Genomic DNA, 21,871 nt, shown 5'->3' with positions numbered 1-21,871 from the left:
GTCAAAAAATAAGTAATGCTCCTATTTCAGAAGCATTACTTATCTTTATAGATTAATTAGTAAATCGCATATATAACCAAAAGCTTTATCAAAAAACAACTATGCTTTTGCACTGGAATTATTGCTGCTTATCATGTCTTGGCTACCAGATTTAATGTTTTTAGCTACTAGTATACCTACTACCCCCGATAACCCTAAAACAATGAAGATGGAGTTATAGCTTGTAACAAGAGCAATAAGCGTGGACGAAATAATACTTCCGAAATAACGAAACGTTGAATAAATGCCAGAGGCTGTACCAGATTGCTCTTTGCTTACCGAGTCTAGCGAGGCAATCTGCATGCTTGTTAGACCTATTCCGGTCGAAAAACCTCCAATAATTAAAGCCACTATAAGAAAAAGAATAGATCCAACGTTCTCTAAAGATAGAAAAAGAATAGTAGAGAAAATGATCATAGCAAAAGAAAAGCCAATCACTTTTTTAGAACTAAACTTATTGTTTAACAATCCTCCTATCCAGCCGCTTAAAGACATTGAAATCGAAAAAACCGATAAAACAATACCCGTTTGTGCTGTAGATAAGTGAAATTGAGCCTTCATTAACAGCGGCATAATTAATAAAATCACATACATAACAAAATTGCTAAGCATAATAGACAAATTAGCGCTTGTAAAGGTGGCATTTTTAAACAAAGAAAAATTGATAATCGGGTTTTCTGCCGTATTTTCTCTTTTGATAAACAAGAATGAAGATAAAACAAATACTAATCCCATTATTAAAGCCTTAGTAATTTCCATACCGTGTGTTAATAAAATCAATAAGGAAATACTAATGGCTAAATAGATGGAACCTTGAATATCTAAAGTACTTGCTTGTTTTTTTACATTAGATTTAGGAATCATAACTATGCCACTGATTAAAGCTAAGAAAAGAAAAGGCACATTCACCCAGAATATAGCTTCCAAGTTGAAGTTTTCAAGCAATACAGACCCTAGTAATGGTCCAATTGCAGCACCCAATCCCATTCCCATTCCAAATACACCTAAAATTTTAGGAAGCCGCTCTTTTGGCACCACATATCTAATGATGGCTATCGTGTTAGGGGTGAGTAAAGCTCCTCCTACTGCCTGCAGTGATCGAAAAATAATAAGGGAAATGAGATTAGTTGAAAATATACATCCTAAAGATGCTATAAGAAAGAACACTACGCCCCATAAATAGATATTTCTGTTTCCGTACAAATCTCCTAGCTTTCCAGCGATAGGCTGAGTAACAGCCATTACAATCAAATAAATAGTTACTACCCACGAAATATTTGCAAGTGGTTCATTAAAATGAGCTGATATAGTTGATAGAGCAACGGCAATCATGGTTGAATTAATTGGTACAAGAAATGTCCCAATTAGCAATGAAATAATCAAGATAAGCTCTTTATGTTTACCCAAACATTAATGCCTCCTTTTAGTGGAGAGAAATTCCTTTTATAAACGTGTTTATACTGTTTTTTATCATATCTTGATAATCCGCATGTAAGGCTTTGTCTCCAAAATTTAGTTTATACATAAAATATCCCCAATACGTACTTAGGAAAATCTCTGCTTGTGTGCAGCAATCTAATTCTTTGATAGATCCTTTCCTTTGCATTTCTTCAAAGTATTCTTTTAATATTTTTTTCGTATCATTAATTTTTTTTATAATTTCCTCGTGCGCCTGTGAGAAAATTAAGGGGTCTTTTAAAGCAATTGAAATCATGTCTCGGTTATTATCAAAGTCTTTTAGTAACAGGTAACCGAAATTCGTCAAATCTTTTTCAAGCTCCCATTCAATTGATTTATCAAAAATCTCAAGTGAAAAGCTTGTTGTTTTGACAATAGCTTGAATAATGCCTTCTTTATTGCCAAAGTGGCGAAAAACCGTCAATTCATTAACGCCAGCTTGTTCTGCAATTTCTCTAGTGGTAGTACCTTTATAGCCTTTTTCTTTAAGCAGTTCTATTGTAGCTTTTGTTATCTTCTTTTTTGTTTCATCTTTTTTCATGTTAATCATCCTTTATGCTTCCTGAATGTAAGTATTTACTTTCCATTAGGCAGTATATAAAGGAAAAAGAGCTGTTGTCAAATAGAAGCGAAGAGAATCATTTAGTCATTTAAAAGCGTGACAATTCCATTCGTACCATCGACCATAACCATATCGCCATCTTTTAGCTTATCCGTACTTATTTTCGTACCAACTACTGCAGGAATTTCATATTCACGTGCAATTATTGCTGAATGAGAAAGAATACCTCCAGCGTCGGTGATAACAGCCCCCGCAGTTTGAAATAAAGTAGTCCAAAGTGGAGTAGTGGTCTTACATACTAAAACGTCCCCTTTTTCTAACTTGTAAAATTCCTTTGTGTTTGAAATAACTTTTACTTTTCCGGTATAGATTCCTGAAGAAGAGGCTAATCCTTTGATAGAATGTTCGCTGTTCGCGTCATCTTCCTCAATAGCTCCCATATATTTCTCAGCTTCTTTCAGCTGAGCTGCTTCAGGGACGCCGAAGTATCTAGGTAAATTAGACGTTTGCTCATGTTCTACATGTTCTTCTTTACGTTTCTCAATTAATTGGGTCATGTCTACTGGATTTTCTAAAAGAGACTCTAGTTCATCAAGATATAAGAAGAAAATATCTTCTTTCACTAGAAAAACATGATGATGTACTAGTAAATTACCTAGCTTAAGTAGGAATAAACGAGCTTTTGCATCCAGCATTGCATCGATATAAAAATGATGATCATCTCTTATAACGGACGCATCTAATGCCCACTGATAATATTTTTTAAATTCTTCTTTGTGTTTGCTATCCGCTATCTGTTCCAGAAATTCATTATAGTTCTGTTCACGTTTCTTGACCGTCTGTTTGAAATTCTCATCAAAGTTGTAATTGTCTTTAACATACCCTTGAATAATTGATAATGCGTGAAGAGGATTCTCTAGCCAAGTTTCTCCTACAAAATCATGACTTACAACGTTTCGATATCCATACTGTTTTAGAAAAGTATTTAATTCAGCCATAAAGCTTTTTCCTGCTTCACTTTCCTCTAACTTTTTCACTAAAGTTTCTGTACATTCTTCTTCGAAGATCTTAGTAAGTTCCGCATTGCCTTTAACTGTTAAAGCAAGTCTAGAAAGCTCCTGATCAGTTTCCAACGATTTGTTCATTTTCCCCGTCAATAGCTCATAAACATCGTGTCCGGATTTTTTATTTGTAAGGTTTTTATAGTACTCTTCAACTATAGTATTTAAAGACATTTGAGGCATAACAATATCAAAATGCAGATCATATGCCGTTTTATAAAAATCAGTCAAACTTTGAAGAATCTCTTTTCCTCTCTGAAGGTTGAAATTTTCCCAAGTAGAGCTATCTAATTTGTCATAGTAAGATAAAAATTGTTCCTTAATAATTTGATTCATTCGTTTTGTTAAGGCTGGATAAATACTTTCCATTAATTCTTTATGTTCTTGGCTTCTCTTATTGAAATCTCCTTTAAAGGGCTCCGTTCTTGTATAGATATGACCTTTATAAACTTTTAAGTTAAGTCTATCAAATATAAAGCTTAACTTTTGAAAACTAGCAGCTGTTCCTTCAGAAAATGCCGGAATAATAAATGAAGCGTACAAAGGACTAACAGCATGAGAAAAACTTGTGTCATTTAAAATCCAAAACTCTTCCATATCCTCGAAACTTAAAGATATATCTTTTTGGAAAGAAGTTAATTCTTTGGCCTCTGTTAATGTAGTAATAGCTCTTGCCTGCAATAGATATACTTGATTGTCTTGAACCCCAAACTCTATGTCTACGGGATGTTGGTAAAGAGCTTCTACTTCTTTTGTTATTTCGGCCAGTTCAATGATTTTCTCGTCTGTCAAACAAAACCTTTGCTGCTCATCTTCCGTTGTTTTGATTTCTTCAACTCCTTCAACAAGTGGAATTATTTTTACTTCTTTTAGCCCCTTTTCTTTCTCTATTTTAAAAGTTTGCTTATTAACTAGGTAAACATCAGGTGTTACTAAGCCTGATACGATTGCTTCTCCTAGTCCATAGCTGGCATTAATCATCATTTCTTTTGTATTATGAGTGACAGGATTTTGACTGAATATCACTCCCGATACTTCGGACTCAATTAACCCTTGAACAACAACTGCCATTGAAACTTCGTCAAAATTAGCATACATATTTTGAGTATATTGTTCGACTCTTTCAGTAAAAAATGAGGCCCAGCACGCTTTCACTTTACTCAAAAAATCCTCGGTACTTTTCACATTAAGATAGGTTTCATACTGGCCAGCAAAAGATGCACCTTCTAAATCTTCAGCACTAGATGATGAACGAACAGCTACCGATGTATAAGAGCACTTTAGGTTTCGAAATGCCTCTATGAGATCTGATTCAATTTCAATAGGAATTTCCCCGTGTAAAATTCTCTCGTGTATATTATCCGTTTGACGATCAATCCCGTTCCATTCGATATATCGCTTTAAAGCTTCCGTTTGAATAACAAACCCATCTGGAATCGGTAAATTTTTTCTTTTCATTTTTATAAGGTTTAAAGCTTTTGCTCCAACTCGTTCATTCGCCTCGTCCACCTTTTGAAAACTTAAGCTATACATTAAAAATATTCATCCTCCCACAAACTAATTTTAAAAATGTAAGTAATTACTTACTTTATATTTATTTTAATTCTTTTAAATTTTTATGGTCAATAAAAAATGGTAAAACATTTAAAAAATGCATATTTAGTTGTGCTTTATTTTAATTTCACTTAAATAATATTCCTCTTTTTTATTACATTTTTTAACTTTTATTAGTCTTTTTTATTATAAAGTCTAAATAGTTAACCAATTAAAAAGTTACTAAAAGAAATGCAAAAAACCCCATCTAAATTAAGATGGAGGTTTTCCTCTTTTACAGCTGGGTTAACCATTATCTCTGAGTGCTTACAAGCTTCCACTGGCTGAGTGACAATTTTATCTTATATCCTCTAATATATAAGTGAGCGCTATCAGATTTACGAATCATATGTGAAGTCATAATCCAAACTCTCCCTTCTTATAAAACTATTTTGGAAATCTTAACCTAAGCATAGCTCAGTATTGTAAACCATTTATTAATGACAAGAAAAGATTATGTAAACATTTTAAATTACAGGGGAACCGCTCATTACTTATGTTTCAACTTCAGTAGATTTAAGTCTATATATGTGTGAGTTCATTGACGGAGCAGAAACTGCAGTGAAGATTTAAAAAATCAAGTGGATTCCAATACTGTAAGGTAAACGAAAAGGATAGCCCTTTAAAGACCTATCCTTTTACATGCATATAAAAAATTTATTTTCTTAATAAAATTGAGACATTCACCATCTATAATGGTTATGTACGAGGATCAGTCTATTAAACTGACAAGCTACTATTTATGTTGGATACAATCCTTTTTAACTCCATTAAATCATCTATTACCACATCAGCCTGTGCAAGCTCAGCTTCTTGAGCAAAATCAAAATTGCACCCCACTGCCATTAAACCATTATCCCTTGCAGCATTGATATCCGATAGACGGTCTCCCACTACTGCTGCGTGCTTTACATCGTATTTCTTTATAATCGTTTTGACTAAATCTCCTTTATCGAGCGTTTGGATTTGTTGAATACTAAATGTTTCTGTTACCCACTTATCCAAATCGTAATGGTCTACAATCGCTTCTAAATATTCCTTCAAACCGTTACTTGCTATGTAAATGGAGCAATTATTTTCTTTTAAATAGCTAAAGACCTCTTTTACATTAGGGTATAAAGCGCCTTTGCCTTTTTTTATATTCTCAACTAAGCTTTTCAAAAAATAGTCATTCGTATACTTTCTTATTTCACCTGAATGAGTAGGTAATAAAGCTTCCCATACTTTGGGTAACGGTACACCCATGATTTCACGATACTTATCAACAGGAGTACTAGTATTCCACTGATTGAGTGTACGCAAATGGTTAAAGGTATCATCAAGTGATAATTCTAAAATTTTATCTGTTTGAAACAGCGTTCCATCCATATCAAAGATTAGTGATTGCAACATTAAGTATCTCCCTCTTTCAACAGTATTTAATACGTATCTATATACAATACCATAAAAAGGAATATGTAATTTATTAAAAATAGTAATCACTGTTCTCAGCACAAAAAGAGCACCTACTTATTTATAGGTACTCTTCTTAACTTTACATACTTTGTTTGAAATAATAAATGAAAAAGTGGCCGCTATAATCGAACTTAAAAATGGATAATTAACAGAAAAAATACTGACCGTTGAGCTACTCAAGTGCTGTGAAGTCTCAGGTACATATGTAAGTGTAAGAAATAGACCAGAAACAATTTGAAAAGCAAATAGCAACAATATAAAACTACCAATAAACACTGCATAGTTTTTCAAAAAAGCGCCTCCAGTACTCTTAATTTATAAACCTGATATTATTTTAAAAATAGTGACGCAATGATAAAACCTATAATCATTACAGTAATAAGTACACCAAGACCCTTCCATCCTAAGCTGCCTGCTAAACCAGATAAGTTTCCAGCTTCATTTCTATTAAATGCATCGTTCATATTCCCAGCTGGATTTCTTTTTACCTCTTCGTGTTTTAATCTCTCTCTTCTTCTTTCAGGTGTTTCTTTATCTTCGCTCATTGTCACACCACCATTTTTAAAACATTATAACATATTATGGTTAAAATATAAAATAATGGTTTTTTTAGAAACAAAGAAAGAAATCTATAGTGACAGATCTCTTTTCCTCAACTAACTGTACACATTTCTTTTTTTAATAAGTATGAAACAACGCTTTTTAATGAAAAAGTATACAGCTCTAGTTAATATAATTACTATTACAAACACCTACATCAAAGAGATCCTCTTTATTTAAGGGGATCTCTTTAATAGCCTTATACTAGATACACATTCTTGAAGTTTTTTTGTGTAAGCTTATTTATTTAAAACCTCTTCTTTTATAATTGCTTTTTCATAGATCAATGGTTTGGTTCCTGCTTCTGGTAAAAGATAAATAAAAACAGTAAACATAAGTTGGAGGATTGAAACGACGGTCAAAAATAGAAAAAGACGTTCCTTATTCTTAAACCATATTACTAAACATAAAACTACAGATATTAACGACAAAAACAAAAAAAGAAAAAAGCTATATAAATAAGAAACACCGTAACGATACGAAATATTTAAAAAGAAGAATACTATGTAGAGAAGTATAAAAGTTGACGGTACTACTTTAATAAAGTTGCTCAATAGAAAAATCCTTTCCCTTTATTTGTTGTAGATTGGTCGCCCTAACACTCAATTTACATAAAAGAGCAAATATTGAAAGTTACAGCAAACATGATTATATTTATTTACTTCAATTTTTATCTCTCATTTTCTTTCTTTGAAAAATGAAACTAGCTATAAACAAAAAGCCCAATAACATCGTTAAATAAAAGGTTACAGAATCACCTGAACGATTAAATTCATCTACAATGATGCCTTCTTGAAACAATAAGGCTGCTGCAATTATTAAAAAGAAAAAAGAATTGACGATTACATAACTACTTGCTTTGACTTTATTTCTCAAGAAAATTATATACACCAAATTGCATACTGAAAAAACTGCGATCAGGTAATAAATAGGCCTTAATAATGTAAATGGTTCCCCAAGCATTAATATATTCCTCTCTATTATTATTTCAAATTTATTAATCACTATATTTTCATTTTATAAAAAGTTGATTATAGCCCATATTAACCATTTATTTTTTGAACCAAAACCCCTCCAACTTTGTCCTTATCATCTAAAGAAAACTCAATATTGAGTTTATGAGTTTTATCAAAATACCCTATTATTGTTGCTCCGGTATCTTCTCTGTCGTAATAATTTTTACCATATGCCCTAACGACACTTTGTTTGCTGTCACCAGTATGTATTCCCTTCTCTGTAGCATACTTGTTACTAATCAAGTCATATCTGCTGACTTGATTATCTACAATTTTAAATTCAACATCATACTTTTCTGTGCTTTTTCCGTAAATGTAGGTAGTATACGGAGGCTGCTCAGTAATCTCTATAAATTTTGGTTTCTTCTTCAAACAACTTGCTACCTCGTATTTAGAACTGCCTATTGATACTAATTGAACGTTTTCTGATTCAAGGTTTGTGCTTTTGGTGCTTGAATAGTATTTTTCTTTAGGTGTAGAAGATGGATCACAGCTAGCTACTAATAGTAAAATGAGTGGAAAGACGAACAAAAAATAATTCTTAATGCGCACTGTTAGACTCCTTTATATCGTTTGTTTTTACTCTGACTCTCAGCATTGTCTAATCTATTAACTATTTTTCTTTTGCCTATACAAGTCAATCGAATAGAAAACACTAACTGCAAAATAATACATGGCAAGTATAGCTAACGTCTCATAAACAGATTCCGCAGCGCTATTTTTCACAAAAGAAAAAACAGTACGCACTACAAAGAAAACGATAGGATAGATGATAAATAGAGAATTAAATTTACGATTGACCACAACAATTAGTTCCTTTTTTTGGATATTTATGATTATTATAACATATATTTTTCTTTTTTATTTCTCTCCTACATATTCAATAAGTTTTTCGTTTACATAACACCGTTTATCAACAGGACTAAATCAAAAGAAAATCTTATCAGTAGGTCTTCTTTTGATTATCCGTTGTTTTCGATTTCTTATCTACGATGAATTTTAAATGGCTAATAAAAATCAACAAGCCACAGATAACCATTAACCAGCGCGTAATCCCTTGATGTAAAGGGTCAAAAAGGTTTAATAAAGCTATTCCCAATCCTGATAACATAGCTAGATAACGTAAGATCAAGTATAATCCCCCATTCCGAGAGTGAAGAGAATCCCCCTTCATACTTAAGTTAAAGCTTCTTACCACACCATAGGCAAAATGAAATTCCAATGATGGATGAACCACCATCATGGATAATTAAACCGTATTCCTGGACACTCAAATGGATCACTATGAATATCACACGTAAAGTTCACATGATAATTCATATAATCGCAGCAATGCTTTTTCATTCGTTTTCTCCTTACTATATCGTCATTATTGCTTTTCTCGGTAAGCTGAACAGTGGTCATCTGAAATACGATAATTTTCCTTACCGGTTGGGGCTGCTACCTCAACTAATTTATGTCCCAACCAGTCCCACACAGCTACTGTATGCAAAGATACCCATTTCAGATCTCCTCTAGCAAGACGAAAAGAATCATACCAGTTTTCAGTCGTTACTAATAGATTTTTATAAGTAAGTTCCTTTTTCCTTAAGTGTTTGATTTCCAACATGAAATCTAACATATTTTCTTCCTTAGGCACTTGAATAATTCGCGCTATAAATGTTCCGTTAGGATTTTTTTTCGTTTTATAAACTTTTTCCCTTTCTATTTCTAACTCTGGCCTCCCCCTCATATTCCTTCCCCCTGTGTATTAACAAATAATCTCAGTGCTAAGTAGAAATCTATAATTGGTTCAGTAATTCTTCTAACTTTTCTTCAATATCAGCTTCTAAATGATTTTTTGACAAATCATACAAAGTACCTGTCCCTTTAAAATACCCACCAAAGTAATACCACAACTGAAGGTAATGAACGTATGCATCTTCTTCATCTTCTTCATCTTCTTCATCTGTAAATCCATCAAAGTTTATCGCAACTTGGGAACGATATTCTTTTTCTAGACACTGCTCCGAACTTAGATTTGGTAGTTGGTCGCCATCAATATCTCGACACACCCATATTTTTAAGTTCTGCTTACCATCATGTTCAAATTTATTTCTATATTTGTGCTGAAGACTTTCGCTGTATGCCTCTCCTACTTCTTCCAACTTCACTATCTCTCTTTTTAAATTCTCATTTATTTCACTCTCAGGGACTAGAATGTATTTGTCATCTGCTTCCTGACCCTGTTTATTCATAAATAGCTTTTTCAATTTATCAAACAAGCTTTTCCCACCTATCTAAAAAAAGAATATAAGCATGTTAAATTCGACTAAAGAAAGCTCATTTCCTTCTCTGAACTGCGTTTAGTCGTCATAACTAATATGATATCAGCTACTTCCTTACGTGTGGAATCTTTTACGAGAGTGCTGATTTTCTGACATACTTGTAATTCGATATTTTTTACAGTGAATACATATGTTAAAGTGTAAAGTAGTGGAATGAAAGGAGTAACGACAACATGGCTCAACGAATCGTCAATATGTTTTTATCTGTTTTAGCTGCTTATGGAACGTTAATTCTAACGAAACACATGAGTATTGCAGATAATATTTTTGTGACACAGATTGTTCGTCTGATCATTTGTATTGTGGCTGTTATCATTGTGACAGGAATTACTACATACATTTTCAGAAATAAATCTTCTAATAAATAAAAGGGCAGCTATTTAGATAGCCGCCCTTTTTGTTTTCCTTAATTCTCATTTTATTTCACCCTAAAGAAATGGGGATGTCTCAAACACTCATGAGACATCCCCATTAAGGCTATACATACTTTTACGCGTTTAAAGCACGCACAAATTCTTTTGCTAGGCTGATTGTAGACTGCGGATTTTGTCCTGTTAAAAGCTTTCCGTCTACTTCAATATGATCGCTCCAATTATCTTTTGCAATAAACTCGGCGCCTAGCTCACGAAGCTTTGTTTCAAGAAGAAACGGCATGTATTTATCTAACGTTGTATCTTTCTCTTCTGAATCAGTAAACGCTGTAATACGTTTTCCTTTTACAATCGGCTCACCATTTTTAAGCTTTCCGCCTACAAGAGCTGCCGGTCCGTGGCATACCGCTGCAATTAGCTTGTCGTCTTCAGCAAATTCTGTTAGCAAACGATGTAAGTGCGTATCGTCTGGAAAGTCAAACATTGTTCCGTGCCCTCCAGGTACAAACATACCTGCAAATTCTTGTGAACTTACTTCAGCTAATGATTTTGTATTCTCTAAAAGTTTTCCTGCTTCTTTGTCTTCGTCCGTCACATCATCTGTTAAGCTGTTAGGATCCACAGGTGATTTTCCGCCTTTTGGACTTGCTACGACTACTTCGTATCCTTCTTTTTTAAATTCTAAATATGCTTCAGAGAATTCTGTAAGCCAAATTCCAGCAAGCTCTCCATTTTCCATCGTATGTCCATTTGTAACAACCATTAAAACTTTTGAATTTCCTGCCATGATTTACTCATTCCTTTTTCATTTATTATTTACATACATGTATCATTAATAATTCATTTATCTCTTTGAATATGTTCCCCGGTATTATTTGATGAAAACATGGTAACTTTTTCTTACTAATAAAAAGAACAGGTGAAAATAATAGTTGAATTATATAGAGAAGCAGGATCTTTTTTACACTTTAAAGATTAGACGGAGCCGATTTTTTATATGCAGTGTGACAAGTCTTCACTTTAAATATTTTTTTGACATGTACACCCAATTCGATTAATATCAAATTAGATATATATCGAATTAGAGGGAGAAGGTATTAAGCTATGCAATTGGATAAGTTGGTTAATTATCATAAAGCCGTTGGTGATCCTACGAGGATTAGAATTATTTCACTATTAAAAAAAGGGCCTCTTCACGGGCAAGCAATTGCTTATAAGCTGGGGTTGCAACCTTCAACTATTACTCATCATATTTCAAAGCTAAGAGATGTAGGAATTGTTTATCAAAGAAGACAAGGAAACATTATTTATTTTTATCTAGACCTTGAAAGACTTGAATATAACTCGAAGGCTATTTTAAGTATTGGAGAGGATTCGATGGAAAATCAAGACAACCATTTACAGGATAAAGACAAATTATCTATTGTTAAAAACTTTATAAATAGTGACGGTACTTTAAAAATTATTCCAAGTCAAAGAAAGAAAAAGAACGTAATATTAGCCTATTTAATACGTGATTTACAGCACGGAAAAACGTATCCAGAAAAAGAATTAAATGAACATATTAAAAAATATCATGAAGATTATGCAACGATTCGCAGAGAGTTAATTATGCAGCATTTTATGTATAGGCAAAATGGAGAATACGAGTTAAATCCGAAAGAGATGTGGCCCGTTATTTATTAAAGTGGACGTAAAAACGTTCATTTTTTAAGCCTTCTAATTCGATATATGTCTAATTAGTTTGTGTTGTTTCAAATAGAATTAAAGTAAAAATGTAATTTCCAAAATGAAAGAAGGCAACATTTTGGTAAGCATGTGACATTAATTTTATTCTCCTATGTGTTGGCACAGCAACCATATTAGTTTGCTTACTGCTTCCCCTAAAAGCATCTGCTTTGAAGAAAAGCATAAAGTCTCTGTATGCAATAAGGATTATCCTCTACCAGTTAAATTAGTGAATAATCCTTATTTTTTAAAACTATAAAAAAAGTGTTTTAACCATGATGAGATCTATTTGTTCTTCGTCTCCCATATAAAATGAGTGAGATCCAATTTGAACAAATCCCTGTTTCTTGTAAAAAGCAATCGCATTTTTATTTTTTTCCCATACCCCTAACCAAATTTTCTTTTTATTAAATGTCGTTGCTATCTCTACTGATTTATTAAATAAATGTTTACCAAGTCCTTGTTTTTGAAAGCTGTTACCTATATAAATTCTTTCAATTTCAAGCGCTTCTTCCCCCATCTCTTCAGACTGAGCGTCATTCATATTAACCTTTAAATAACCTGCAATTTCATGATTAACATACATAAAAAAGAATTGCGAGGACGTATTAGATAGTTCTTTTTCTAGCTGTTCGATTGTAAATGCTTTTTCTAAATAAGCTGTCATATTTTCTTGTGAATTCTGATCTTTAAATGTCTCATAAAACGTTTTATAGCTAACGTCTTGAAGATCATATACATCTTCAAGAATACACTTTTTTATATGCATCATTACTGACATGCGCCTCTCCTTTATATCATCAATAATTTCTCTTGTTTCCTTTTTTGACAAACTCCCAGTCTGTTTCGATATTTTTTCTTACTCTTTGAACTAGCTTAAGAATGGTATCTGCTTCTTCCTGGGTAAAACCTTCTAATGCCACTTTATCCGAATAATCATTTTCTCTTTTTATAAACGGGTATACGTTCTTCCCTTTTTCAGTAGGAAAAAGGTTTTTATTTTTTTTATTATGGAGATCATCTTTCTTTTCAATAAAACCATTCATTTCAAGCTTTTTTATAGCCCGAGCCGCTGTTGTGCGATCTACTTTTATCATTTCAGCTAACTTTTCCTGAATGATTCCTGGATTTTCACATATTCGCACCAAATACAAATACTGCCCTTTTGTCAGGTCATATTCTTTAAATTCTATATTACTAATTGAATCCAACGCTCTTGCTATCATGCCAATTTCACGCAGAATTTCACTCATAAAATATCTCCTTTATACATATTTTTGTTGCAAATACAATAAAAATAATCTACATTTAATGTATCTCAAAATAGTTGCATTTGCAACAAAAAATAACAAAAAGGATGATGACAGTGAAGTATGTTGTTTATGCAGGAGGAATTTTACTATTAACTCTTGGAATTGCTTTGACGATACAATCTAACCTAGGAGCTTCACCTTTTGATGCACTGTTGGTTGGACTGTCACTAAACGTAGGTTTTAGCGTTGGAAGCTGGGAGATTATACTTGCCTGTATTTTAATTTGTGGTAATTCTCTTTTAAGCAAACAAAAGCCAGAAATACTGGGACTGTTAACGGCATTCATAACAGGTCTTGGTATCGATATATGGCTTTTTTTCTTAAAGAATTGGATTACGTTCGAAAGTTGGTACAGCAAAGTATGTTGTTTCGGAATCGGTTTAATCATTATAGGAGTAGGAACCTCAGCCTATTTACATACAAATTTTGCACCTATTCCAATTGACCGCTTAACATTAATCATACAAAAACTAGCTAAAACCAATTTATTTCTTTCAAGAACATTTATTTACCTCACATTCTTACTAGCTGCAATATTTTTAAACGGACCAATTGGTGTTGGAACGTTATTAACCGTGTGTTTAGGCGGCGTGCTGCTTAATTTCTTTATGCCCATTACTCAAAAAGCAGTAGACTGCATATTACCAACATCTCATACATTAAAAAATCATATTAAAGATCATAAACGTTCCATTACGTAACTAATTCTGTCTATATCATGGTTTTCATGCACAATCATCATTGATGCACAAAAAGCGGATCTCCAGTTAGAGATCCGCCTTCTGTGTGTGATTACTCTATTTTTTTGCCTCAGCTTTAATAATAAAACGATGTTGTTCTACGTCGAAAAACCCTTGAGACTGTATAATTTGATGGATATTATACAATCCGCCAATATGTGTTTCTATATCAAAATTAGGAACTTGCCAAGGAATTGCATTTAGATAAAAAACTAGCGCCCCGATATCATAAAATCTCTGCACAGGAAACTCTTCCTTGCAAAAGATGATGTTAAAAGAACTTTGTTGGAGCTCTTCTATTGCTTTCTTTAAATTCCAATTACAAAACTCTTTATTTATTGGAACCCCTATACATTCATTGATTCGTGAACAGTCTAACCCTCCCACTTGCTGAGTGAAAAACGTGCCTCCCTTAGACAAAATCCTTCTCACTTCAGAAGCACAAAAAGCTTCGTGCTGGTTCAAAATTAAATCAAATGTACCATCTTTAAACGGTAGATTCTCGTTTTCAGTTCGTTCAACAACTGTGACACCAAATGGCTCTAACCGTTTTTTAGCGATTGGAACGTTAGGTTTGTATCCTTCGGTAGCATACATAACGCGAGGAAAAGGTTGTAACAAAGATAAAAACTCTCCTCCTCCTGTTCCCATATCTAAAGCAGCATTAGAGTTTTGAATAAGGCGAAAAGCTTCACTTCCGTATGACCACGAAAGCATATCGCTATCCATACGACCAGTACGAGTAATAATAGAAAAATCCCATCCAGTAAAATCAACATTTGTATTGTTTACAGCATTTAAAAAATGTTTGTCCGTTATCATGTTAAAATCCTCCTTTTAATAGTCAGTCAGCATTAATCATCTATCCTAAACTAGTAAAAGGCGGGCCACGAACATACAGGCAGCGTTGTTATGTTTCATATGCTAACTTATTCAAAATAACCGCTCCTTCATCCGAATTACGTATTTTTCATTTATTTGTCCATTCATATGTAATATCGGGTAGTTTCTCTTCGTTTTCACCTCCTCTTTTTATAATACTGAAGCCGTGTTTTTCGTAAAATCGCTGTGCGTTTTTATTTTGTTCAAATGTACATAATGTTAATTTTCCATTTGATTCTGCTTTGGCTCTTTCAAGCAATCGCTGTCCGATTCCTCCTCCTTGATAATCTATATGAATGTACAGCTGGTTAATTTCATCAGCGTTATAGGCGACCATTCCTACTATTTGTTCATCTATTAACGCTAATTCAACTTTATAGTGTGCTGACAATATATGATCTAAAAAATAAATATGACGGTCAAAACTGTGCATTTCCTTTTGTCCAATCGCTTTTTCTTTACTATCTCTCCACATTTTTACCGTTGCCTCAGCAAATTGTGGATGATAGTGAACAATATCAACATTAAAATGGGCCATACATTTTCCCCTTATCTGTCATTGTGCTATTCGTATTTTTAATAACGATGTCTAGATATTCTCTTCATGTGGTTGAAGCCTGTCAAAATCTTGTTTTAATAAAGAGTACATGTACAAATCATCAAATTTTCCACACGTAAATTCATAGCTTCTTAATAGGCCTTCTTTTATAAAACCGTGCTTTTTTATTAATTTTTGTGAAGCAGCATTAGCAGGCTCTATCAAAGCTTCGATTCTCCGTAAGTTAAAATGTGTAAAACCATATTTTATGACCGCGCCCAATGTCTCATTAGCAATTCCATTTCCCCAGTAGTCTCTGGCTAATTCATAACCAATTTCCGTACGGTAATGGTCATGAACTCGATTAAGAAACCCGCAGCTGCCAATAATGTCGTCTTGTTCTTTAAGAGTAATGCCCCATCTTATTCCAGATTCTTTGTTTAAGATTGATTTATACCACGCAATCTCATTTAAAGCATCTTCAACCGTTGTAAAAGGCTCTAGACCGTAGTGTTTCATTACTTCTTTGTCGGATAGGTATTTTAAAATATTGCTTGCGTCTTCTGCTACAATTTCCCTTAGTACAAGTCTTTTTGTTTTAATGACAGGAAAATGATGTGACACCTGTAATTCCCTCCTCTTATCCATTCATTAACTGGACGGATCTTTTCTCACAGCTTTATCTAATTTAAATAATGGTTAGTAAAAAAGTTCTTTTATTATTAGTGAATTCCTTTTTTAGTCATAAATATTTGTCGAAAAACACGCAAAAAAGCACGCAATTCTTCATTTCTAAATCAGAACCGTCATTTATTTTGTATTTGTTCGTTTTAAAAATTAAAGGAATAAAAGATAGAAATGAAGAATTCTTCTCCAACTAGTCTAAATGTAAAAAGTAAGGAGAACGATATGAAACTGTACGGAGATTTTGAAAAAGAAGATTGGCTAAACGTATTAAAGCTATCAGAAAAAGAGCTGCCTAATGCATTTATTATTCATGGTGAGTGGGGATTCCAAGATAATCTAAGCTTATGGAAAGAGATTTTATCTACCAATGTTCATATGCCTAAATGGAACACGGTGATAGGTAAGTTCAAAAACAGAAATATAGGGTTTGCGAATGTGTACGGCAGTCCAATGGCATCAAACATCGTACATCAATTTGCCGGCAGCGGAACCGACTTATTTATTCAAACGGGATATTTTGGAGGCTTATCTTCCACTATACAATATGGAGATATTTTAATTGTATCTGCAGCACAAATGCAAGACGGCGTATCGCACTGGTATTTACCAGACCAAACGCTTGTAGAAGCTGACAAAGAGCTAGTGGAAGCCGCCTGCAGATATTGTGAAGAAAAAGGCTACAGCTATATTAAAGGACATGTGGTCAGTATGGGTGCCATGCTTATGGAGACGCATAATATGGTAAAAGAATGGTCACTTGCAGATTTTCTCGGCGTGGATATGGAGACAGCTACCACTTTAGCGATTGCTCATAAATTCAACAAGCGCGCTGTGGGCTTGTTGAATTTATCAGACCACCTTCTTCACGGCGATACTCTTTATTCGTATACAAAGGACAGAGAGTTAATAGAAAGTGAAACTGATAAAGCCATTCGCGATGTGGCTCTTTATTTAAGCAGTACATACTAAAATAGAACAAATAAAAGAAGATAACTATTCAGTTATCTTCTTTTATTTGTTTCGCAGTTTTTAACACCTTTATAGTTTGTTTATAAACAGGATTCTCTGTTGTCAGCATTTAAATTTTTATTTGTTTATTGTTTAAACCAGCTTCCAACGTATCATACAGGGCAAGTTTATAATTAATTCGTTCTAGGTGGAGGTAAGTTTGCGACATATCTGCTTCTACTTTCTTTTTATGCTGAAGCATCATGTTTCTACGTTCGCTGATTGTACTTTCGCCTTTTTTATATGACTCTACATATTGCTTGATTTCAGCAAGAGGCATCCCAGTTGCGCGTAAAGCTAAAATAAACTTAACCCACTCAATATTCTGATCAGTATATAGGCGCTGGTCATGTTCGTTTCGTTCAACAAAGGGTAAAATACCTTCCTTTTCGTAGTAGCGCAATGTAGGAGCAGACAGCCCCGTTTTTTCTTGCATGTCTCTCATTGTATAAGACATGTGATTTCACTCCCATTTTCTTCATATGCGTATCAATGGTACAAATAGAAAAAGCTGTCCAAAGAGTGAGGTTACTCTCTGGACAACTTTTGACTTAATAGGATCCTCAAATTACCATTCTTGATGTACAGGACGAATGATCATTTCGTTTACTGCCACACCAGCTGGCTCTTCGATCGCAAACGCAATCGCGCGTGCGATGCTTTCTACTTCAATCGCACCTTTATAGAATTCATCGATACCTGATTTTAAATCTGTATCCGTGATTGTTTCTTTTAGTTCTGTTGCAATCGCTCCTGGAGAAATGTTCGTTGCACGAATGTTGCTTCCGCCAGCTGATTCTTCTAGACGAAGACCTTCTGTGATCGCTTTAACCGCAAATTTGGTTGCACTGTACACGGCACTTCCAGCACCTACTGCGTGTCCAGCTACTGAAGACAAGTTAATCACATGTCCGTCTTTTTGTTCTCTCATTGCTGGAAGAACTGCTGAGATTCCGTAAAGAACACCTTTAATGTTCACATCAATCATTGTATTCCACTCATCTACTTTTTGGTTGCGTAGAAGAGATAATGGCATAAGACCCGCGTTGTTCACAAGCACATCAATACGTCCAAATGCTGAAAGCGCATCTTGTGCTAGCTCTTGCATTTGTTCGTGAGACGTTACGTCTACTACTTTGTAGATTGCTTCTCCGCCGTTTGCTTTGATATCTTCTTGTAATGCTTTCAAACGATCTTCACGACGAGCTGCTAAAACAAGCTTTGCTCCTTTTGCTGAAAGCTCTTTTGCTGTTGCTTCGCCGATTCCGCTAGAAGCACCTGTAATAATGACTACTTTACCTTGTGTGTTAGACATAATAAACATTCATCCTTTCTGTTTTAACTGATTTCTACCTTTAGTGAGAAAGCAAGTCTATGACCTGCTGTTTTTCGCTGTGTTAGCTGGTACAGTAATAGCTTATCTCCTAAAGTCAGCTTTAACGCAAGGATTTTATAAAACTTTTTCTTATTTATTATGTAAAAATGCTGCTATTAGTATCTATAGAGCCTTTTCAAGAACTGTTTTTTTTCTGTAATTCTCTTTTCGTTTTCCTTTAATTTGTATTTACTTAATCATTTTCCTTTGTATCCCCCGCTATACATTAAAGTAAGCTTTACCTGTTACATTCTTTTTAAGGATTTATATCGGGAATAACCACATAATATATGTCTTATACTACAGATACACGCTTGTGTGCTGAAACTTACTTATTCAAAGCCAATTAAGAAGCATGTAGCACCTTCTGCTCCTTTTTTCCTTTTTCTTTAATTAGTAAGACACCTAACAACCCCATCATTGAAAACAAAATGGGAATCATAAAAGCATAATGATAGCCCACGTGCAGCGAGCGTTCAGGGAATAAATCAAGGACATTTCCGAAAATACTAGGTAATAATACAGCGCTTAAAAAGCCTCCCATATTAGCAAAACCTGATACAACTCCTACTTCTTTTACTGAAAAAGATTGACGTACTACGGCAAATGTCAAAGCGCTTGCGCCGTTTCCAAATCCGATGATAAAAAGTAAAATAACGACTAGCATGAATGAAGGTTTCACTCCCGTTAATAATAATCCTGTCCAGCTAAGCACCACAATAAGATGGACGAGTGAATAGATTTTTTTAATGGAGTTTAACCTGCTTGATATCCAGCTAATTAAAGGTCCGCCGATCATAGCGCCAAACAAACCATACATAATAAGCTGACTTGCATCAGCGCGAGATAAATGAAACACATTCATGCCATAAGGAACTCCCCAAGAGCCAATAAAACCTATATATGTACCTACTACACCAAAATGACAAAGAAATGTTGCCCATGCTTGACGAGTCGTCATTACCCTTTTTAGGATCGCCCATACGCTTTCTTGAGTCTTAACAGAGGCTTTATTTGCTTTAGCATCATCTACAAATAATCGTTTAGGTTTTATAACTAAAACGACATAAAGCAAATAAGATACCGCGATTAAAACTAGACCTATACTAAGAAAAGGAACTCTCCAGCCTGAAAAGGAGATCCACATAGATAAAGGCACGGTAGCTGATAATGACCCCACACTTCCTACCAGCCCAATTAAACCTAAAAGCTTTACAAACTCATTTCCCTTGAACCACTGACTTAAAATTAACACTAAATTGACAAAAATCATGGAGTCTCCGGTACCGACTAGCAAACGAGAGAAAATTAACACATATTCGTTGGGAGATGTGCTGTAGATAAGGCTTCCTATTCCGGTTAAAAGCGATCCGATGATAAGAAATCGATTTGGACCGTACCGGTCAGAAAGTAAACCAACAGGAATCTGAAGGCCTGCATAGGCTAAAAATTGTATACTCGTCATCAATCCTATAACGGATGCTGAAACGTGAAAATCTTTCATTAACTGCTCGGTAATAAGTCCGGGGGCTGTTCGTTGACTGACAATCAAATAATACGCTAATAAAGCGGTTCCAAAAACCACCCATCTATAACTACTTTCCTGCTTGTTCATTTTGATAGATCCTCTCATGTATAATTTTTTCTGCGTAGAAATGCTGGTGGAAAACGTTTAAGAGATGAAGATATTGATAGAATGAAGGTCTGTTTGATAAATAGGTCGCTATTGCGGACAGCTCTTCTTTTTATCCTTGTTTTTCCTTTCTATGATAATTTTAAGTTTTTAAAGGTTATTTTTCAATGAGGTATGGACTTTTAAAATATATCCTTTACTATTTCCCTTTCACTATTAGGCATCCAAGTTAGAGTTCTTCTTGTCATTTTTGGTTATAAAGCAATTCAATAAGAACCCATAAAGAACCTATATCACCCGTGTTTTTTTCAAAAGACCTCTTCTTTCACAGCTTTTCAGCTGTTTAATAAGTTGGTATAAAACTTGCATGTTCATCTATGAACACTTACTAAAGGAGGAGAACTTTATGAAAAAAGTTAAACGTAAGAAAAGTATTAAAAAGCAGGTCATTACTGGTGCTGTTCTCGCAGCATCTCTTTTACTGCCCATTTCAGCTTCTGCTGCATCTGCACCTTATACACTTTATCAAGTCGGAAGTACTGCAGACAAAGCGACTAGTACAAGCTTTGGACAAGTCTATATGGGTGGAAGCATCGATGTAGATGAAGCGTTCAAATGGATGATTCAAAAGGCAAACGGCGGAGATTTCTTAGTTATAAGAGCGACGGGTACTGATGCCTATAACTCTTATATCTACGACCTAGCAAAAAGCATAGGTAAGCCTCTTAACTCTGTTAGCACAATTGTCGTCGATGATTTAATAAGAGCAGGTTCAGACTCTTCTTTAATAGATAAGATTAACAAAGCAGAAGGCATCTTTTTTGCTGGAGGCAATCAAGCTGATTATGTAGATTTTTTAGAAGGGTCTCCCGCTCTTACAGCATTAAATAATCGTATTAATCAAGGCATTCCTTTTGGAGGAACAAGTGCTGGTACTATGATTCAAGGGGATCACATTTACGACTCTATCTCAGCAGGCTCTACAACTTTAGATTCTAAAACAGCGCTAAACAATCCTTATAGTTCTCTTATTTCCTTTACAGATTATTTGATTCAAACACCTCATAACAACAACATTCAAACAGACACCCATTTTGAACAACGAGATAGAATGGGACGCTTTTTAACCTTTCTTGCACGTAATATTAAAGATGGAGAAGAAACTGGAACAAGCGCAAAAGGGATTGCTGTTAATGAACAGTCAGCACTGTTGGTAGAAAAAGATGGTTCAGCTAAGGTCGTAACACAGCCGGGCTCTACAAATGCAGCTGTTTATCTAGCTAAAACGAATATGGCTCCTACCACTTGTGCAAACGGTCAGCCGCTGACGTTTAATAATATTTCTATCTATAAACTATTTAATGGCAGCACTTTTAATCTTTCCACTTGGACAGGTTCTGGAGGATTAGCTTATACTTTAAACGTAAACAGCGGTGTTATTACTTCTTCTACAGGAAAAGTTTACGGCGGAAATCAGCCGTAAAC

General features: G+C 34.2%; 23 protein-coding genes and 1 pseudogene. 5 read left to right on the top strand and 19 right to left on the bottom strand.

Annotation, left to right across the window (positions count from 1 at the left end; all coding sequences use genetic code 11):
- Positions 1–99: 99 nt before the first annotated feature.
- The 10 genes and pseudogenes from MKX72_RS08315 to MKX72_RS08275 form a co-directional block, all read right to left on the bottom strand.
- Complete coding sequence (locus tag MKX72_RS08315) at positions 100–1,446, bottom strand: MFS transporter (RefSeq protein ID WP_155008572.1); 1,347 nt, start codon at positions 1,444–1,446, stop codon at positions 100–102.
- A 16-nt stretch (positions 1,447–1,462) separates the two neighbouring features.
- The gene (locus MKX72_RS08310) at positions 1,463–2,038 is read right to left on the bottom strand and encodes a TetR/AcrR family transcriptional regulator (protein WP_223546497.1); all 576 of its coding nucleotides are present in this window, start codon (positions 2,036–2,038) and stop codon (positions 1,463–1,465) included.
- Positions 2,039–2,139: 101 nt separating this feature from the next.
- Positions 2,140–4,653 (bottom strand): PEP/pyruvate-binding domain-containing protein, encoded by a 2,514-nt coding sequence (locus MKX72_RS08305; protein WP_155008574.1) that lies wholly within the window; start codon positions 4,651–4,653, stop codon positions 2,140–2,142.
- Between the two features lie 780 nt (positions 4,654–5,433).
- On the bottom strand, positions 5,434–6,105 hold the full coding sequence (locus MKX72_RS08300; protein WP_028413897.1) for an HAD hydrolase-like protein: 672 nt from the start codon (positions 6,103–6,105) through the stop codon (positions 5,434–5,436).
- 392 nt (positions 6,106–6,497) lie between these two features.
- Entirely contained in the window at positions 6,498–6,713 is a 216-nt protein-coding gene (locus MKX72_RS08295; protein WP_034265158.1) for a DUF6366 family protein, read from the bottom strand.
- Between the two features lie 718 nt (positions 6,714–7,431).
- Entirely contained in the window at positions 7,432–7,731 is a 300-nt protein-coding gene (locus MKX72_RS08290) for a hypothetical protein (protein WP_047751293.1), read from the bottom strand.
- An 80-nt stretch (positions 7,732–7,811) separates the two neighbouring features.
- The gene (locus MKX72_RS08285) at positions 7,812–8,336 is read right to left on the bottom strand and encodes a hypothetical protein (RefSeq protein WP_155008576.1); all 525 of its coding nucleotides are present in this window, start codon (positions 8,334–8,336) and stop codon (positions 7,812–7,814) included.
- A gap of 629 nt (positions 8,337–8,965) precedes the next feature.
- Positions 8,966–9,128: pseudogene (locus MKX72_RS28305) on the bottom strand (DUF6980 family protein).
- 25 nt (positions 9,129–9,153) lie between these two features.
- Positions 9,154–9,516 (bottom strand): hypothetical protein, encoded by a 363-nt coding sequence (locus tag MKX72_RS08280; protein ID WP_028413904.1) that lies wholly within the window; start codon positions 9,514–9,516, stop codon positions 9,154–9,156.
- Between the two features lie 49 nt (positions 9,517–9,565).
- Positions 9,566–10,048 (bottom strand): hypothetical protein, encoded by a 483-nt coding sequence (locus MKX72_RS08275; protein ID WP_155008578.1) that lies wholly within the window; start codon positions 10,046–10,048, stop codon positions 9,566–9,568.
- A gap of 236 nt (positions 10,049–10,284) precedes the next feature.
- Between MKX72_RS08275 and MKX72_RS08270 the strand changes: the two genes are divergently transcribed.
- Positions 10,285–10,479 carry a hypothetical protein gene (locus tag MKX72_RS08270; protein ID WP_013056341.1) on the top strand — a complete coding sequence of 65 codons (195 nt, stop codon included), beginning with the start codon at positions 10,285–10,287 and terminating at the stop codon, positions 10,477–10,479.
- Positions 10,480–10,600: 121 nt separating this feature from the next.
- Here the strand turns inward: MKX72_RS08270 and MKX72_RS08265 are convergent, their stop codons facing one another.
- The gene (locus MKX72_RS08265; protein WP_028413906.1) at positions 10,601–11,269 is read right to left on the bottom strand and encodes a type 1 glutamine amidotransferase domain-containing protein; all 669 of its coding nucleotides are present in this window, start codon (positions 11,267–11,269) and stop codon (positions 10,601–10,603) included.
- 317 nt (positions 11,270–11,586) lie between these two features.
- Between MKX72_RS08265 and MKX72_RS08260 the strand changes: the two genes are divergently transcribed.
- Positions 11,587–12,168 carry a DUF2087 domain-containing protein gene (locus tag MKX72_RS08260; protein ID WP_028413907.1) on the top strand — a complete coding sequence of 194 codons (582 nt, stop codon included), beginning with the start codon at positions 11,587–11,589 and terminating at the stop codon, positions 12,166–12,168.
- A 295-nt stretch (positions 12,169–12,463) separates the two neighbouring features.
- Here the strand turns inward: MKX72_RS08260 and MKX72_RS08255 are convergent, their stop codons facing one another.
- Positions 12,464–12,991, bottom strand: a complete 528-nt coding sequence (locus MKX72_RS08255) for a GNAT family N-acetyltransferase (RefSeq protein WP_098113401.1) — start codon at positions 12,989–12,991, stop codon at positions 12,464–12,466.
- A gap of 19 nt (positions 12,992–13,010) precedes the next feature.
- A complete protein-coding gene (locus MKX72_RS08250) occupies positions 13,011–13,463 on the bottom strand; it encodes a MarR family winged helix-turn-helix transcriptional regulator (RefSeq protein WP_013056339.1) in 453 nt (150 codons plus the stop codon).
- Positions 13,464–13,576: 113 nt separating this feature from the next.
- Here MKX72_RS08250 and MKX72_RS08245 point away from each other — a divergent pair, with 113 nt between their 5' ends.
- Positions 13,577–14,224, top strand: coding sequence for a YczE/YyaS/YitT family protein (locus MKX72_RS08245; protein WP_034265164.1), 648 nt, complete (start codon positions 13,577–13,579; stop codon positions 14,222–14,224).
- Between the two features lie 96 nt (positions 14,225–14,320).
- Here MKX72_RS08245 and MKX72_RS08240 read toward each other — a convergent pair whose 3' ends face one another.
- The 3 genes from MKX72_RS08240 to MKX72_RS08230 form a co-directional block, all read right to left on the bottom strand.
- On the bottom strand, positions 14,321–15,085 hold the full coding sequence (locus MKX72_RS08240; RefSeq protein ID WP_155008579.1) for a class I SAM-dependent methyltransferase: 765 nt from the start codon (positions 15,083–15,085) through the stop codon (positions 14,321–14,323).
- Between the two features lie 148 nt (positions 15,086–15,233).
- The gene (locus MKX72_RS08235; RefSeq protein WP_155008581.1) at positions 15,234–15,683 is read right to left on the bottom strand and encodes a GNAT family N-acetyltransferase; all 450 of its coding nucleotides are present in this window, start codon (positions 15,681–15,683) and stop codon (positions 15,234–15,236) included.
- 51 nt (positions 15,684–15,734) lie between these two features.
- Complete coding sequence (locus tag MKX72_RS08230) at positions 15,735–16,307, bottom strand: GNAT family N-acetyltransferase (RefSeq protein WP_155008583.1); 573 nt, start codon at positions 16,305–16,307, stop codon at positions 15,735–15,737.
- A gap of 285 nt (positions 16,308–16,592) precedes the next feature.
- Here MKX72_RS08230 and MKX72_RS08225 point away from each other — a divergent pair, with 285 nt between their 5' ends.
- Positions 16,593–17,339 carry a phosphorylase family protein gene (locus MKX72_RS08225; protein WP_155008585.1) on the top strand — a complete coding sequence of 249 codons (747 nt, stop codon included), beginning with the start codon at positions 16,593–16,595 and terminating at the stop codon, positions 17,337–17,339.
- 109 nt (positions 17,340–17,448) lie between these two features.
- Here MKX72_RS08225 and MKX72_RS08220 read toward each other — a convergent pair whose 3' ends face one another.
- The 3 genes from MKX72_RS08220 to MKX72_RS08210 form a co-directional block, all read right to left on the bottom strand.
- On the bottom strand, positions 17,449–17,835 hold the full coding sequence (locus MKX72_RS08220; RefSeq protein WP_033578534.1) for a MerR family transcriptional regulator: 387 nt from the start codon (positions 17,833–17,835) through the stop codon (positions 17,449–17,451).
- Between the two features lie 111 nt (positions 17,836–17,946).
- Entirely contained in the window at positions 17,947–18,693 is a 747-nt protein-coding gene (locus tag MKX72_RS08215) for an SDR family oxidoreductase (RefSeq protein WP_154989864.1), read from the bottom strand.
- Between the two features lie 406 nt (positions 18,694–19,099).
- Positions 19,100–20,368 (bottom strand): MFS transporter, encoded by a 1,269-nt coding sequence (locus MKX72_RS08210; protein ID WP_033578532.1) that lies wholly within the window; start codon positions 20,366–20,368, stop codon positions 19,100–19,102.
- A 424-nt stretch (positions 20,369–20,792) separates the two neighbouring features.
- Between MKX72_RS08210 and MKX72_RS08205 the strand changes: the two genes are divergently transcribed.
- Positions 20,793–21,869 (top strand): cyanophycinase, encoded by a 1,077-nt coding sequence (locus MKX72_RS08205; RefSeq protein WP_033578531.1) that lies wholly within the window; start codon positions 20,793–20,795, stop codon positions 21,867–21,869.
- Positions 21,870–21,871 lie beyond the last annotated feature (2 nt).

The sequence above is a fragment of the Priestia sp. FSL R5-0597 genome (assembly GCF_038006305.1).
In the GTDB taxonomy this organism is placed as follows: domain Bacteria; phylum Bacillota; class Bacilli; order Bacillales; family Bacillaceae_H; genus Priestia; species Priestia zanthoxyli.
The sequence above is the reverse complement of the archived record's forward strand: the minus strand, read 5'-3'. Positions and strand labels throughout refer to the sequence as shown.

Bases quoted from the DNA above. Each gene is read 5' to 3' on its own strand.
- MKX72_RS08310 (WP_223546497.1), bottom strand. From the start codon at position 2,038: ATGAAAAAAGATGAAACAAAAAAGAAGATAACAAAAGCTACAATAGAA.
- MKX72_RS08305 (WP_155008574.1), bottom strand. From the start codon at position 4,653: ATGTATAGCTTAAGTTTTCAAAAGGTGGACGAGGCGAATGAACGAGTT.
- MKX72_RS08300 (WP_028413897.1), bottom strand. From the start codon at position 6,105: ATGTTGCAATCACTAATCTTTGATATGGATGGAACGCTGTTTCAAACA.
- MKX72_RS08295 (WP_034265158.1), bottom strand. From the start codon at position 6,713: ATGAGCGAAGATAAAGAAACACCTGAAAGAAGAAGAGAGAGATTAAAA.
- MKX72_RS08290 (WP_047751293.1), bottom strand. From the start codon at position 7,731: ATGCTTGGGGAACCATTTACATTATTAAGGCCTATTTATTACCTGATC.
- MKX72_RS08280 (WP_028413904.1), bottom strand. From the start codon at position 9,516: ATGAGGGGGAGGCCAGAGTTAGAAATAGAAAGGGAAAAAGTTTATAAA.
- MKX72_RS08270 (WP_013056341.1), top strand. From the start codon at position 10,285: ATGGCTCAACGAATCGTCAATATGTTTTTATCTGTTTTAGCTGCTTAT.
- MKX72_RS08265 (WP_028413906.1), bottom strand. From the start codon at position 11,269: ATGGCAGGAAATTCAAAAGTTTTAATGGTTGTTACAAATGGACATACG.
- MKX72_RS08260 (WP_028413907.1), top strand. From the start codon at position 11,587: ATGCAATTGGATAAGTTGGTTAATTATCATAAAGCCGTTGGTGATCCT.
- MKX72_RS08255 (WP_098113401.1), bottom strand. From the start codon at position 12,991: ATGTCAGTAATGATGCATATAAAAAAGTGTATTCTTGAAGATGTATAT.
- MKX72_RS08250 (WP_013056339.1), bottom strand. From the start codon at position 13,463: ATGAGTGAAATTCTGCGTGAAATTGGCATGATAGCAAGAGCGTTGGAT.
- MKX72_RS08240 (WP_155008579.1), bottom strand. From the start codon at position 15,085: ATGATAACGGACAAACATTTTTTAAATGCTGTAAACAATACAAATGTT.
- MKX72_RS08235 (WP_155008581.1), bottom strand. From the start codon at position 15,683: ATGGCCCATTTTAATGTTGATATTGTTCACTATCATCCACAATTTGCT.
- MKX72_RS08225 (WP_155008585.1), top strand. From the start codon at position 16,593: ATGAAACTGTACGGAGATTTTGAAAAAGAAGATTGGCTAAACGTATTA.
- MKX72_RS08220 (WP_033578534.1), bottom strand. From the start codon at position 17,835: ATGTCTTATACAATGAGAGACATGCAAGAAAAAACGGGGCTGTCTGCT.
- MKX72_RS08215 (WP_154989864.1), bottom strand. From the start codon at position 18,693: ATGTCTAACACACAAGGTAAAGTAGTCATTATTACAGGTGCTTCTAGC.
- MKX72_RS08210 (WP_033578532.1), bottom strand. From the start codon at position 20,368: ATGAACAAGCAGGAAAGTAGTTATAGATGGGTGGTTTTTGGAACCGCT.
- MKX72_RS08205 (WP_033578531.1), top strand. From the start codon at position 20,793: ATGAAAAAAGTTAAACGTAAGAAAAGTATTAAAAAGCAGGTCATTACT.